The 13633-nt window shown below is 73.8% G+C and carries 14 protein-coding genes and 1 riboswitch; of the genes, 6 read left to right on the forward strand and 8 right to left on the reverse strand.

Annotated features, from left to right (window positions below; translation table 11 throughout):
- Nucleotides 1–86: 86 nt before the first annotated feature.
- From ACFYX3_RS06375 to thiO, 3 genes are all read right to left on the reverse strand, one after another.
- Nucleotides 87–881: a thiazole synthase gene (locus ACFYX3_RS06375; protein WP_389008758.1), complete on the reverse strand. Its 795-nt coding sequence runs from the start codon at nucleotides 879–881 to the stop codon at nucleotides 87–89.
- A 5-nt stretch (nucleotides 882–886) separates the two neighbouring features.
- Nucleotides 887–1087, reverse strand: coding sequence for a sulfur carrier protein ThiS (thiS, locus tag ACFYX3_RS06380; protein WP_376584672.1), 201 nt, complete (start codon nucleotides 1085–1087; stop codon nucleotides 887–889).
- Nucleotides 1084–2283, reverse strand: coding sequence for a glycine oxidase ThiO (gene thiO, locus ACFYX3_RS06385; protein ID WP_389008761.1), 1200 nt, complete (start codon nucleotides 2281–2283; stop codon nucleotides 1084–1086). Before thiO ends, thiS begins: the two co-directional genes overlap by 4 nt.
- A riboswitch (TPP riboswitch) is annotated at nucleotides 2281–2393 on the reverse strand. (Overlaps the previous gene by 3 nt.)
- A gap of 133 nt (nucleotides 2394–2526) precedes the next feature.
- Between thiO and ACFYX3_RS06390 the strand changes: the two genes are divergently transcribed.
- From ACFYX3_RS06390 to ACFYX3_RS06410, 5 genes are all read left to right on the forward strand, one after another.
- Nucleotides 2527–3690 (forward strand): NAD(P)/FAD-dependent oxidoreductase, encoded by a 1164-nt coding sequence (locus ACFYX3_RS06390; RefSeq protein WP_382652744.1) that lies wholly within the window; start codon nucleotides 2527–2529, stop codon nucleotides 3688–3690.
- Between the two features lie 43 nt (nucleotides 3691–3733).
- On the forward strand, nucleotides 3734–4099 hold the full coding sequence (locus tag ACFYX3_RS06395) for an Rv2175c family DNA-binding protein (RefSeq protein ID WP_376584676.1): 366 nt from the start codon (nucleotides 3734–3736) through the stop codon (nucleotides 4097–4099).
- Between the two features lie 118 nt (nucleotides 4100–4217).
- Nucleotides 4218–4871 carry a thiamine phosphate synthase gene (gene thiE / locus ACFYX3_RS06400; protein ID WP_389008764.1) on the forward strand — a complete coding sequence of 218 codons (654 nt, stop codon included), beginning with the start codon at nucleotides 4218–4220 and terminating at the stop codon, nucleotides 4869–4871.
- Nucleotides 4872–4987: 116 nt separating this feature from the next.
- Nucleotides 4988–5905: a methylenetetrahydrofolate reductase [NAD(P)H] gene (metF, locus tag ACFYX3_RS06405; protein WP_389008767.1), complete on the forward strand. Its 918-nt coding sequence runs from the start codon at nucleotides 4988–4990 to the stop codon at nucleotides 5903–5905.
- 54 nt (nucleotides 5906–5959) lie between these two features.
- Nucleotides 5960–6787, forward strand: a complete 828-nt coding sequence (locus ACFYX3_RS06410) for a hypothetical protein (RefSeq protein ID WP_389008770.1) — start codon at nucleotides 5960–5962, stop codon at nucleotides 6785–6787.
- Nucleotides 6788–6791: 4 nt separating this feature from the next.
- Here the strand turns inward: ACFYX3_RS06410 and ACFYX3_RS06415 are convergent, their stop codons facing one another.
- From ACFYX3_RS06415 to ACFYX3_RS06435, 5 genes are all read right to left on the reverse strand, one after another.
- A complete protein-coding gene (locus ACFYX3_RS06415) occupies nucleotides 6792–8201 on the reverse strand; it encodes a phytoene desaturase family protein (RefSeq protein ID WP_389008773.1) in 1410 nt (469 codons plus the stop codon).
- 54 nt (nucleotides 8202–8255) lie between these two features.
- Nucleotides 8256–8903, reverse strand: a complete 648-nt coding sequence (locus tag ACFYX3_RS06420; protein WP_382651685.1) for a DUF4126 domain-containing protein — start codon at nucleotides 8901–8903, stop codon at nucleotides 8256–8258.
- A 325-nt stretch (nucleotides 8904–9228) separates the two neighbouring features.
- A complete protein-coding gene (locus ACFYX3_RS06425; protein WP_376584688.1) occupies nucleotides 9229–9837 on the reverse strand; it encodes a TetR/AcrR family transcriptional regulator in 609 nt (202 codons plus the stop codon).
- Between the two features lie 19 nt (nucleotides 9838–9856).
- Nucleotides 9857–11965, reverse strand: coding sequence for a YhgE/Pip family protein (locus ACFYX3_RS06430; RefSeq protein WP_389008777.1), 2109 nt, complete (start codon nucleotides 11963–11965; stop codon nucleotides 9857–9859).
- Nucleotides 11937–12899, reverse strand: coding sequence for an ATP-binding cassette domain-containing protein (locus tag ACFYX3_RS06435; RefSeq protein WP_389008780.1), 963 nt, complete (start codon nucleotides 12897–12899; stop codon nucleotides 11937–11939). Before ACFYX3_RS06435 ends, ACFYX3_RS06430 begins: the two co-directional genes overlap by 29 nt.
- 161 nt (nucleotides 12900–13060) lie before the next feature.
- Between ACFYX3_RS06435 and ACFYX3_RS06440 the strand changes: the two genes are divergently transcribed.
- A complete protein-coding gene (locus ACFYX3_RS06440) occupies nucleotides 13061–13579 on the forward strand; it encodes an SAV_6107 family HEPN domain-containing protein (RefSeq protein ID WP_389008783.1) in 519 nt (172 codons plus the stop codon).
- The last annotated feature ends 54 nt before the right edge of the window (nucleotides 13580–13633 follow it).

Here is a 13633-nt window from a genome sequence, read left to right on the forward strand (position 1 = left end):
AGTCTACGAGCCGGGGACGGGGGACCTGTGCCTCCGTCCCCCGACTGCAGCGCACCTGTGACGCGCGGCACGGCCGTGCGGCGGGGTCAGAACGCCGGGCGTTCCGGGTCCAGGGCCGCGCGCCCCTCCGCGGGAGAGGACGCCGAGGCGAAGTGGCGGCGGGGGATTCGGCCCGCGCGGTGGGCCAGGCGGCCCGCCGTGACCGCGTGGCGCATCGCCGACGCCATCAGGACCGGCTCCTGCGCGCGCGTCACCGCCGACGCCAGCATCACCGCCGCGCACCCCAGCTCCATCGCGAGCGCCGCGTCCGACGCCGTTCCCGCGCCGGCGTCGAGGATGACCGGGACCTCGGCCCGCTCCACGATCAGCTGGAAGTTGTGCGGGTTGCGGATGCCGAGCCCGGAGCCGATGGGGGAGCCGAGCGGCATGATCGCGGCGCAGCCGACGTCCTCCAGCTTGCGGGCGAGGACCGGGTCGTCGTTGGTGTAGGGGAGGACGGTGAAGCCGTCGTCGACCAGGGTCTCGGCCGCGGCGAGGAGCTCCTCGCCGTCCGGGAGGAGGGTGCGTTCGTCCGCCACCACCTCCAGCTTGATCCAGTCCGTGCCCAGCGCCTCGCGGGCCAGGCGGGCGGTCAGGACGGCCTCGCCGGCCGTGTAGCAGCCCGCCGTGTTCGGGAGGACCTGGATGCCGAGCCGGGTCAGGACGGAGAGGACCGAGCCCTGGACCGTCGGGTCCAGGCGCCGCATGGCGACCGTCGTCAGTTCCGTGCCGCTGGCGACGAGGGAGCGTTCCAGGACGTCGAGGCTGGGGGCGCCGCCGGTGCCCATGATGAGGCGGGAGGTGAACTCCGTACCGCCGAGGGTGAGGACGTCGTCGGACATCGCGGTCAGCCTCCCTGCACGGCCGTGAGGACTTCCACCCGGTCGCCCTCGCCGAGCAGCGTCGTGGCCCACTCGCCGCGCGGCACGACCGTCTCGTTGAGCGCGGCGGCGACCCCGGCGCGGGCCGTGGTGAGGGTGGCCACGAGGGCGTCCAGGGAGAGGGGGCCCGTCAGGACCCGGGCCTCGCCGTTCACGGACACGTTCATGCGGGCTGCTCCTGACGTACGGGGGAGAAACGGCGGGGGGTGAAGGGGCGCGCCTCGTCGGGGAGGGTGCCCGTGGTGAGCGCCTCGGCCATGACGTCGCCGGTGACGGGCGTGAGCAGCACCCCGTTGCGGTAGTGGCCGGTGGCCAGGTGCAGGCCGGGCAGGGCGCTCGGCCCGAGGAGGGGGGCGTTGTCCGGGGAGCCGGGGCGCAGGCCCGCGCACGTCTCGGTGAGCGGCAGTTCGGTGAGGCCGGGGACGAGTTCGTGGGCGTCGCGCAGCAGCTCGTACACCCCGCCCGCCGTCACCGTGGTGTCCCAGCCGAGTTCCTCGCTGGTGGCGCCGACGACGAGCTCGCCGTTCTCGCGGGGCACCAGGTAGACGTGGCTGCCGCGGACGACGGCCCGGACGGTGCGGGAGAGGAACGGGGCGTACGCGGGGGGCACCCGCAGCCGGAGGACCTGGCCCTTGACGGGGCGGACCGGCGGCAGCACCTCCGCGGGCACGCCCGCGAGCCGCCCGCTGAGGCTGCCCGCGGCGAGGACGACCTGGTCGGCCGTCAGTTCCCCGCCGCCGGCGAGCACGACGCCGCTCGCCCGGTCCCGTACGACCGTGAGCCGCTCGGCGAGGGTCCGGTGGAAGACCACTCCGACCCGCTCGCAGGCCGCCATCAGCGCGGCGGCGAGCCGGCGCGGGTCGACCTGGTGGTCGCCGTCGACGCGCAGCCCGCCCCGGACGCCGGGCGCGAGCATCGGTTCGAGGCGGCGGCACTCGCGGCCGCTGAGCCATTCGGAGACGAGCCCGCAGCGGGTCTGCAGGGCGTGCAGTTCGCGCAGATGGGCCCGGTCGTCGGCGTCGAGGGCGACGGCGAGGGTGCCGCAGGCGCGGTAGCCGACGTCGTGGCCGGTGGCTTCCTCGAGTTCGGCGACGAACGCGGGATAGCGCTCGGCGGAGGCGAGGTTGAGCCCGAGCAGGGTCTCCTCGCCGTAGTGGAGTTCGGTGACGGCGGCGAGCATGCCGGCCGCGACCCGCGCGGCGCCGCCGCCCGGGTCCGGGTCGACGACGGCGGTGCGCAGTCCGCGCTGCGCGGCCCGCCAGGCCGTGACCAGGCCGATGATGCCGCCCCCGACGACGAGGATGTCGGACACACGGCCGTCGGAAACACGGCCGTCGGACACATGGACATCGGAAGAACGCATGGGCGTCCAGCCCCTCCCTTCGCCGGCATGACCCGGATCAGGTTCGTACGGTCGGAGGCCGGCCAGCCTCCCTCTCAGCCCGGTGCGTCCGGGCTCCCGCGAGTGCTTTACGCCCGTCAGACTAGCCCGCGCGATCGGACCGCCACAGACCCCTCCCTTCCTGACGGTACGTCAGATGCGTAAGGTGGTCGGGTGAGCGAGCAGAAGCAGGCCCAGCAGCACGTCGTGATCGTCGGCGCCGGAATGGCGGGCGTCCAGACCGCCGTCGCCCTGCGCGAGCAGGGCTTCACCGGCCCCGTGACCCTCATCGGGGCCGAGCCCCACCAGCCCTACGACCGGCCCCCGCTCTCCAAGGCGATCCTCCTCGGCAAGGCAGAGGACTCCGCCTTCGAGATCGACTTCGAGGACCTCGCCATCGAGCTCCGCCTCGGCCTGGACGTCACCGGGCTGCGCGCCGCCGACCACGAGATCGACACCGAGGCCGGACCCGTCGCGTACGACACGCTCGTCGTCGCCACCGGGGCCCAGCCCGTCGTCCTGCCCGGCACCGAGGGCGTCCCCGGGGTCCATCTGCTGCGCACCCTCGACGACGCCGTGCGCCTCGGGCCCGTCCTGGAGCGCCGTCACTCCGTCGTGGTCGTGGGTGCCGGCTGGATCGGCGCCGAGTTCGCCACCGCCGCGCGCGAGGCCGGCTGTGCCGTCACCGTCGTCGAGGCCGCCGACCGCCCCCTCGCCGGAGCCCTGCCCGCCGAGGTCACCGCGCCCATGGCCGCCTGGTACGGGGCGAACGGCGCCGAACTCCTCACCCACGCGCGCGTGGACACCGTCGAACCCGGCCGCGTCGTCCTCGCCGACGGCCGCGCACTGCCCGCCGACGCCGTCGTCGTCGGCATCGGCGCCCGCCCCGCCACGAGCTGGCTCGCCGGCTCCGGCATCGCCCTCGACGCGGACGGCGCCGTCACCGCCGACGACCGGCTGCGCACCTCCCTGCCCGACGTCTACGCGGTCGGCGACTGCGCCTCCTTCCCCTCCGCCCGCTACGGCGAGCGCCTCCTCGTCCACCACTGGGACAACGCCCTCCAGGGCCCCCGCGCGGTCGCTGCGGCGATCACCGGCGCCGCCGACGCGCCGTACGACCCCGTGCCGTACTTCTGGTCCGAGCAGTTCGGCCGCTTCGTCCAGTACGCGGGGCACCACGCGGACGCCGACGAGCTGCTGTGGCGCGGCGACCCGGCCGACGAGGCCTGGTCCGTGCTCTGGCTGCGCGCCGGGGTGCCCGTCGCCCTCCTCGCGGTCGGCCGTCCCCGCGACCTGGCCCAGGGCCGCAAGCTCATCGAGGCCGCCGTCCCCGTCGACCCGGAGCGCGCCGCGGACCCGTCCGTCCCCCTGAAGGCCGCAGTCCGGTAGGGCCCGACTACCGACTGTCAGTCCGGGATGGCAGGCTTGTCCTGTGACCGAGATTGACGTAAAGATCGATGCTCTCGTCCCCGCCTGGCTCTACGTGCCCGACATCGCGGAGATGCTCGATATCGACGTGGTGCGCGTGCGACAGCTGATCAAGGAAGGCCAGCTCATCGCCGTGCGCCGCGGCGAGAACAACGCCCTGCAGATCCCCGCCGCCTTCATCCAGGGCGACAAGATCGTCAAGGGTCTCGTCGGGCTCCTGACCGTGCTGCGGGACGACGGCTTCACCAACGAGGAGATGCTGGAGTGGCTCTTCACTCCTGACGAGAGCCTGCCGGGCACGCCCGCGCAGGCGCTCAACGAGAACCGCGGCACGGAGGTGAAGCGCCGCGCCCAGGCGCTCGCCATCTGAGGCGCCCGCGCCGACGACGTACGAACGCACCGAAGACACCACCCGCGGGTGTCGCGGCGCCCCGCCCTCCATGGGCCGGGCGCCGCGGCGCCGGCGCACGAACGGGGGGAACCCACCCATGTCCACGCCTCGTGAGCTGCTCGCCGACGCCCGGCTCTACCTGTGCACCGACGCCCGGAAGCGCCAGGGCGACCTGCCGGACTTCCTCGACGCCGTGCTCTCCTCCGGCGTGGACATCGTGCAGCTCCGCGACAAGGGCATGGAGGCCGGTGAGGAGCTGGAGCACCTCGCCGTCTTCGCCGAGGCCGCCCGCCGGCACGGCAGGCTCCTCGCGGTGAACGACCGGGCCGACGTCGCCCACGCCATCGGCTCCGACGTCCTCCACCTCGGCCAGGGCGACCTGCCCGTGCCCGCCGCCCGCGCGATCCTCGGCGGCGGGGTGCTGATCGGCCGCTCCTGCCACGCCGAGACCGAGGTGGCCGCGGCCGCCGCCGAGCCGGGCGTGGACTACTTCTGCACCGGCCCCTGCTGGCCCACCCCCACCAAGCCCGGACGGTACGCGCCGGGGCTCGGCCTCGTCCGGTACGCGGCGGAGCTGGCCCAGGACCGGCCCTGGTTCGCCATCGGCGGCATCGACGAGACCAACCTCGACGAGGTCCTGGACGCGGGCGCCCGCCGGATCGTCGTCGTCCGCGCCATCACCGAGGCCGCCGACCCGGCCGCCGCGACGGCCGCCCTCGCCAAGCGCGTCCGCGAGCGCTCCGAGGCCTGAGCCCGCGGAGCAGCCGCCCGGCACCCGCCCGGTGGCCGTCCGGCAGTTGTCCGAAAACGTGTCCAACACTCGGACGGCATTCACACGGTTCCCTGGACCCCGTCTAACCTGCCCGTATGGCCCTTGGTACCGCTTCCGTCCGGTCGGACCGTGCGCGCACGGTCCGCGAGATCCTCGCGTCCGGCGACACGTCGTACTCCTTCGAGTTCTACGCGCCCCGGACCGAGAAGGGCGAGCAGGTCCTCTGGAACGCCATGCGCCGCGTCGAGGCGGTCGGCCCCAGCTTCGTCTCCGTGACCTACGGCGCCGGCGGCACCACCCGCGGCGGCACCGTCAAGGCCACCCAGAAGATCGCCTCCGACAGCACGCTCACCCCGGTCGCCCACCTCACGGCCGTCGACCACTCGGTCGCCGAGCTGCGCAACATCCTCGGCCAGTACGCCGACGCCGGCATCCGCAACATGCTCGCCGTCCGCGGCGACCCGCCGGGCGACCCGCTGGGGGAGTGGGTCGAGCACCCGGAGGGCGTGAAGTACGCCGCCGAGCTCGTCCGGCTGATCAAGGAGTCGGGAGACTTCTGCGTCGGCGTCGCCGCCTTCCCGGAGATGCACCCCCGGTCCACCGACTGGGACACGGACATCCGGCACTTCGTGGACAAGTGCCGCGCGGGCGCCGACTACGCGATCACCCAGATGTTCTTCGACCCGGAGAACTACCTGCGGTTCCGCGACAGCGTGGAGAAGGCGGGCTGCGAGACCCCGATCATCCCCGAGGTCATGCCCGTCGTGAACGTGAAGACCCTCGACCGGCTGCCCCAGCTCAGCAACGCCGTCTTCCCCTCGGACGTGAAAGACCGCATCCTCGCCGTCAAGGACGATCCCGCCGCTGTACGCTCCATCGGTATCGAGTTCGCGACGGAGTTCTGCGCGCGTCTGCTCTCCGAGGGTGTCCCCGGACTGCACTTCATCACGCTCAACAGCTCCACCGCGACACTCGAGATCTACGAGAATCTCGGACTGCACGAGCAGTCGTGACCGGTCGTAGCCGCCCCGACCCGCGGCGGTGACCGTGGAGAGGGGCGGCGGGGCATGGGGTGGACGGTCCTCTACATCGCGTTCGGCGTGGTCGCACTGTGGCTGCTGGGGGAGGTGCTCCTCCAGTACAAGGCGCGGCTGCGCTGGCGCCTGCTCGCCTTCGGCGGCTTCCTCTGCGTGGTCATCGGCGTCCTGCTGCCCTCGGTCCTCGTCATCGTCGCCGGGGCGGTGGCCTTCGCCGTCGGCCAGACCTATGTGACGCTCTCCTTCCGCCGCGGCTTCTCCACCGGCTGGGCGATCGGCGGCAGCCCGGGGGCGAGCCGCCGCCGCAAGGCCGCCGCGCAGGCCGGACCCACCCTGGAGGTCACCGAGCTCTCGTACGACTCGGAGGACGACGCGTACGGCACGGGGTACGACAAGGAGGGCGGGCCCGGCCACGATCCGCACCCCGAGACCGCCGCCGAGACGACGGCCGTCTACGAGCCGCAGCCCATGCCCGAGGACACCGGCCAGTACGGGGTCTACGGCACGGGTCACGACTCCTACCCGGCGTCCGGGTACGAGCAGCCGTCCTACGAGCAGCCCGCGTACGACCAGACCTCGTACGAGCAGCCCGGCTACGCCCAGCAGCCCGCCTACGACTACGGCGCCGCCGGGCAGCAGCAGTACGCCGCGTACTCCGACCCGTACATCGGCCCGGGCACGGACAGCCAGCAGTACACCCCGTACTACGCCGACCCCTACGCCCCCTCGTACACCTACGACACCCCGCCCGGCGGCGTCTGGGTCCCGCAGCAGCGCGACACCGACCACGCCCAGCAGCAGCCGCAGGCCCCGTACGGCCACGAGCAGCCGCACCCGGACGACCAGTACCGCTACTAGGGCCTCACCGGGAGCCGCGGAAGTCCGCGCCCTCCACGATGAGCCCGGCCACCAGCGCGCCCGACATGCCCGCGTGCGCGAGCCCGCCGCCGGGGTGGGACCAGCCGCCGGCGAAGTACAGGCCGGGCAGCGGGGAGCGGTTGGCGGCCGGCAGGAGCCGGCCGTCGGCCCCGGCCAGCGCGGGCCCCGGCACCTCGGCGACGCCCGTGTCCCGCCGTACGTCCTCCGGGGTGCGGACGTGCCGCCACAGCAGTCGCTCCGCGAGCCCCGGGACCGCCCGCCCGGCGGCCTCGACCATCCGGTCGGCGAAGGCCTCCCAATCCTGCCCGGGGGAGGTCCGCACGGTCGCCGTGACCGTCACCGACTCGTACGCACCGTCCGGGCGCAGCGCCGGGTCGTCCGGCCGCAGCACGGTCACGGTCGGCCGCCCGCCCTCGCCGTGCACGACGGTCCGGTGCACCGCGTCCGCCTCCCGGGGGCCGCGCAGGGCCAGACAGACCGTCACCCGGCCCGTGCCGATCGCCTGGTGACGCGGCGGGCCCTCGCCGTGGTGGAGCGCCGGCACGGGGGCCCCGGAGACCACGTGGTCGGCCTCGACGGTCGCGCCGCCGGCCAGCCGGACACCGGCCGCCCGGCCGTCCTTCTCCAGGACGTCCTCGACCGCCGTGTCGAACACGAACTCCACCCGTCGCTTCCGGCACCGCTCGTACACCGCGTCGGCGAGCGCCCGCAGGCCCCCGCCCACGTACCAGCTGCCGAAGGTCTGCTCCATGTACGGCAGGACGGCGGCCGAGGCCGGGGCGGCCGCCGGGTCGAAGCCGTACGACCACGCGTACGCGTCGAGGAGGGCCGCGAGCCGCGGGTCGCGCAGCTCCCGCACCCCGACCTGGGCGAGCGTGGTCGTCGGGCGGCGCAGCAGGCCCGCCTTCAGGGCCGGGTACGGCTCACGGGCGAGGGGAGCCGGGTCGGCCGGCTGCGGCTCCTCGAGGAGCGGCCGCCGGGTCCGGTCCCAGGCCTCGCGGGCCCGCGTCAGGAAGTCGCCCCAACGCTCGCCCGCCCCCGTGCCGAGCGCCGCGTCCAGGGCGGCGACCGTGCCGGCCCGGGAGGCGTTCGGCAGGTCGACGCGGGTGCCGTCGGCGAAGACGTGACGGGCCGCCGGATCGACCTGCGTCAGCGCGACGCACTCTTCCAGCGGCTCCTTGCCGGTCTTCACGAACAGGTCCCGGTAGACGGCGGGCAGATGCAGCAGCCCGGGGCCGGTGTCGAAGGCGAAGCCGTCGCGCTCGAAGCGGCCGACCGCGCCGCCGTACGTCGACGTCTTCTCGTACACCGTCACCGTGTGTCCGGCGACCGCCAGTCGGGCCGCCGCCGCCATGGCGCCGAGTCCCGCGCCGATCACCACAATCCGTGCCATGCGGGCGAGTCTATTGGGCGCCCCGGACACCGCAGGAAGCCCGGTCGGGCCCGGTCAGAAGTGTTCGGACCCGTCGTCGAGCGGGGCCCGGGCCCGTGGCCGCGCCCCCGTCGCCGCGAGCCGTCTCTCCTCCCGCCGCTGCGACCGGCGGCGCCAGAAGCGGCGGATCCGCCGGGCCAGGAAGACCAGTATCGCCAGGCCCGACAGGAGCAGGACGGCCGCGACGACCGAGGCCGCCACCGGATGGAAGACCGCGAAGGTGACGATCGCGGCCACCCCGAGGTCCTCCGCCAGGCTCAGCGCGACGTTCGAGAACGGCTCCGGCGTGGTGTTGACCGCCATCCTCGTCCCGGCCTTGACGAAGTGGCTGAGCAGGGCGGTCGAACCGCCGACCGCACCCGCCGCCAGCTCCGGCAGCGAACCGCTCTGCCCGGCCAGCAGGGCGCCGACCACGGCGCCCGCGATCGGCCGGATCACGGTGTGGACGGAGTCCCATATCGAGTCGACGTACGGAATCTTGTCCGCCACCGCCTCGCACAGGAACAGCACGCCGGCCGCGACGAGGACGTCGGTGCGCTGCAGGGACGCGGGCACCTCGTCGGTCAGCCCGGTCGCGCCGAAGACGCCGAACAGCAGGACCACCGCGTAGGCGTTGATCCCGCTCGCCCAGCCGCTGGTGAACACGAGGGGGAGTACGGACACGCCCGCGATCGTAACCAGGACTGAGTATCCGTACCTAGGGGGCGAGATGAGTAGGCGCGCGGATGGGCCCGGTGGTGCCCGGAGGAGAGAGTGGAGCCCACGGAAGGGGCGCGGCTCCGGTACCGCCGGCACGGGGCTGCGGAACGGGGGCGCGCACCTGCCGGCACGGGGGAGCGAAAGAGGCCGGTGCGGCGAGGCTCGGGGGGATCGAGCCTCACCGCACCGGCCTTTCGCGCGTGCGCCTCGGCGGCCTCGCGCGCGTGGCGCCGGCCTTTCGCCTGTCGGGGCGGGCGCGGGTCTTCGTCCGTGCGGTCCGGAAGGCCGCTCAGCGGCCGCCCACGCGCCCGTGCAGCAGTCGCGAGAGCGCCGCGTGCACGTCGTCGAGCGAACGCTCGCTCTGGAAGGCCTGCCAGTCGAGGGCCGCCACGAGCACCATCCCGACGAGCGCGGACGCCGTCAGCTGGACGTCGATCTCGTCGCTCAGCTCGCCGGCCGCCACCCCCTCGCGCAGGACGCCCTCCACCACCGCGACGGCCTCCTGACGGACCACCAGGAGCGTCGAGTTCCAGGCGCGCCCGGTGCGCCACAGCTCGGCCACGTACAGCTGGGTGAAGGCCGGGTAGCGGTCGATGAAGACGAGGCCCGCCCGGATCATCGCGTCCAGCGCCTCGACCCGGGTCCCGCCGCGCTCGACGGTCTCCTCTGCCGCCGAGCGCAGGGAGGCGGCGAGCAGCGACACCCCGTGGCGCAGCAGCTCCTCGAAGAGCTCGGTCTTGCTCTTGAAGTTGTAGTAGACCGTGCCCTTGGCCACGCCGGCCCGCTCGGCGATCTCGTCGACCGTCGTCGCGGAGAAGCCCTGCTCCGCGATGAGGGTGACGGCCGCCTCGTAGAGCTTCGTGCGTGTGGCCTGGCGTCGGGTGCTGCTGCTGTCCATGGCGTCGATTCTCACAGGTTCAGAGCGACAGTTCGGGGTGGAGACGGTCGAGCGTCCACACCTGCTTCTGCCGTGCCGAGACGGCGGTCAGGGCCAGGGCGCCGACGGTGAAGGCCGCCAGGACCGCGCAGGCCTGCCAGACCGGTCCGAGCCCGCCGCCCGTGATCAGCCGGCGCAGCGCCTCGACCACGTGGCTCATCGGCAGGAACGGGTGGACGGCGTTGAAGAAGGCCGGGCTGGTCTGGACGGGGTACGTGCCGCCCGCCGAGGTCAGCTGGAGCATCAGGAACGCGAGCACCAGGATCCGGCCCGCCGCGCCGAAGCGGGCGTTGAGCCACTGGATGATCGCGGCGAAGCAGCAGGTGACGAGGGCGAGGAAGCCGATCGTGCCGGCGGCCCGGGTCATCTGGAGGCCGAGGCCCCAGTGCAGGACCGACATCAGGGCCGCGACCTGGAGGATGCCGATGGCCGCCACCGGGAGCCAGCCCGCGAGCGCGATCCGCCAGGCGGAGCCGCCGGCGGCGAGGGCGCGCCGGTTGAGCGGCTGGATGATCATGTACGCGACCATCGCGCCGACCCAGAGGGAGAGCGGGATGAAGTACGGGGCGAAGCCGGTGCCGTAGTTGGGCGCCTTGTGCAGGGACTGCGAGGCCAGCTTGACCGGGTCGGCCATGACCTCCGTACGCCGGTCGCGGTCCTGCCGGTCGTAGTCGGGGATCTGGTCGACGCCGTCCTTCAGGCCGGTGGCGAGGGTGCCCGAGCCGTCGGCCAGCTTGAACAGGCCGCCGTCCAGGTCGCCCGCGCCCTTCTTCAGCTTGCCGACCCCCGTGTCCAGGCTGACCGAACCGGCCTTCGCCTCGGTGATGCCGGTGTGCAGCCGGTCCGCGCCCGCCGCGACCTTCTGCGCGCCCGTGTTGAGCTCGTTGATCTTCCTGATGGCGCCCTCGACGTCCTCGTCGAGGTGCGGGGCGCGGGCGGCCAGCTCGTCGGCCTGCTTCTGGAGCTTCTTCAGGCGCGCGTCGAGGGTCTTCAGGTCGTCGGTGTTGTCCTTGGTGAGCGTGTGCACGTCGTCGGCGATCGTGGCCACGTCGTCGGCGGACTGCGCGGCCTTCTTGAGCTCCTTGCAGATCCGCGGATCGAGGGCGGGAGCGCCGGGGGCGGGTGCGGGGGCGTCCACGCAGATCTCGCGGTGGAGGTTCGCGAGGCCGTCGTCCGCCTTGTGGGCGGCGGAGCGGACCAGGGGCGCGCGCCGCACGAGGTCGTCCAGGTTGTTGCGGGCGGCCGCGGCGGAGTCGGAGACGAGCCGGGCGGTGTCGCGGATCGACCTGCCGTTGTTCGCCAGGTACGGACGGACCTTGTCGGCGGTGCCGTTCACCTTGTCGGCGAGGGTCTGCGTGCCGTTCGCGACCTTGCGGGAGCCGCTCTCCAGGTCCTTGGCGCCCTTGTCGAGCTTCTTCAGGCCGGCGGCGAGGTCGCCGCTGCCGGCCTTGGCGTCCGTGAGGCCGTCCGACAGGCTCTTGGAGCCCTTCTTCGCCTTGTCCACGCCCGTCTTGAGGTCGGCCGCGCCCTTGGCTGCCTTCGCGGTGGCGTCGTGGATGTCGGAGAAGGAGATGAAGATCTTGTCGAGGAAGCTGCGCGAGGACTTCGTGGAGGCCGCGCTGCGCACCTCGGCGAAGACCGTCCGGGAGATCGAGCCGACGATGTAGTTGTTGGCGTCGTTCGTCCGGACCTGGAGCGCGCCGGTCTCGGGGGAGTCGCCGGAGCTGGAGGCGATGCGGGTGCTGAAGTCGCCGGGCATGGTCAGAGACAGGTAGTAGGTCCCGTCCTCCACGCCCTTGCGCGCCTCGGCGTCGCTCACCTGGTGCCACTCGAAGGTCTTGCTCTCCAGGAGCCCCTCGGTGATGTCGTCACCGGCGTGGATCTTCTTGCCGCCGGCGGTGGCGCCGCGGTCCTCGTTGACGAGGGCGACGGGGATCTTGTCGAGCCTGCTGTACGGGTCCCAGAACGAGTACAGGTACAGGGCGCCGTACAGCAGGGGCAGCAGCAGGATCGCGACGAGCGCGGCGCGCGGCAGCTTTCCCCTGCCGAAGCGCTTCAGCTCAAGCGCGGCCAGTTTCGGCGAGCGCATCGGCCGCCCCCTCCTCGGTCGTGGCATCGGTGGTGTCGTCACCCGCGGTCTCCCCGACGGCGGGCGTGGTGTCCCGGGCGGCCGCCTCGGCCTGCGGGGCGTCGGCCCTCTCGGCGCCGGTCCTCGCGACGGGGGCCTTCGCGAGGCGGGTCTTCGCGGCCTCGGTCCGCTCGGCGGGGGCCGTGTCCTCGGCGGCCTCGTCGGCGGCCTTCGCGGTGTCCTCGGCGGAGCGCGTCGTGATGCGCAGGGCGTCCTCGGGGGCCTCGCTGCAGACGGCGAGGACCGTCGTCCCGGACGCGGCCAGGGAGCGCAGCAGCGCCCAGGCCTCGGCGCGGTCGGCGTCCGAGAGCTTCAGGTCCGTGTCGTCCACGGCGAGCAGCCGGGGACGGCCGATCAGGGCGAGGGCGATCGACAGCCGCAGGGCTTCGAGACGCTCCAGATCCCGTACGGAGGTCCGCTCGCCCTTCGGCAGGGCGTCGAGGTCCAGACCCGCGGCCGTGACGGCCTCGTCGATCCGGGCCCCGGCCGACGCGGCCCGCTCGGCGGGGCGCCGCAGGAGCGCCCGTACGGAGCCGTCGAAGCGGCGCTGGAGCAGCGCCCGCTCGCGCAGGTGCTCGGCGACCGTGAAGGCCGGGTCCAGTTCGCTGACGCCCGGGACCTGGCCGAGCGCGGTGATCCGGCGCACGGCGGCCATCTTGCGGGGCAGGGGCAGGCCGCCGACCTCGGCGTGGCCCTCCTTGGCCTTCATCCGGCCGGTGAGCGCGAGCAGCAGACAGGTGCGCCCCGAGCCCGAAGGGCCCTCGATGGCCACCAGCGCGCCGGGCTCGGCGCGGAAGGAGACCTGCCGGAACGCCCAGCCCCGCGGCCCCTTCAGTCCGAAGCCGTCCGCGACGACGGCGGCGCCGTGCGGCTGCTCCTCGGTTTCCGTGCCCACGGACTCACCCCCCATTCCCCTTTTGAACTGACCAGTCAGTTCAAAAGTTACCCCCAGGTTGGGTTTCAGGCAAAACCCCAGGTCAGCGTGATTGTCAGTGGGGCGCGACACGATGAACACATACGGCCACAGCGCCGTCACGCGACGACAGGAGGCTCGTCATGGCCAGCCCATCCGCAGCAGCCACGCCCCGCCGCCGTCCGGCCGCCCGGGAGGCGGGACCCGGATCCGACATCCACCCCGTCCCGCGCCGCTCCGCCGCCCCGCCCGCCGCCCTCGACCTCCTCGCCAAGTCCCGCGCCGGACTCGCCGAGGCCGCCGTCCTCGACCGCCCCCACGAGCGGTACGCCACCGCCCACCTCGCCGCCCTGCGTGCCGCGGCCGCCGTGCTCGCCGCCCGGGCCAGACCCGACACCCGCCCCCGCCACCGGCAGCGGATAAGGAGTGCCTGGGAGCTCCTCCCCGACCTCGCCCCCGAGCTGACCGAATGGAGCGCCCTCTTCGAAGCCGGCGCCGGCCGCCGGGCCCGCGCCGAGGCCGGCATCGCCGGAGCGGCCACCCGCCGCGAGGCCGACGACCTGCTCAGGGACGCCGCGCACTTCCTGCGCCTGGTCGAGCGGCTGCTCGCCCTCCCGCCGGGACCGCCCCGCCGGCCCGGGGCCGACGAGGCAGGAGGATGATCCGAAAGCCGGGGGCGAGGCCATAGGGTGGGGGAGCGTCCACACCCGCCACCG

The sequence above is a fragment of the Streptomyces sp. NPDC002463 genome, assembly GCF_042889835.1.
Classification (GTDB): domain Bacteria; phylum Actinomycetota; class Actinomycetes; order Streptomycetales; family Streptomycetaceae; genus Streptomyces; species Streptomyces nymphaeiformis.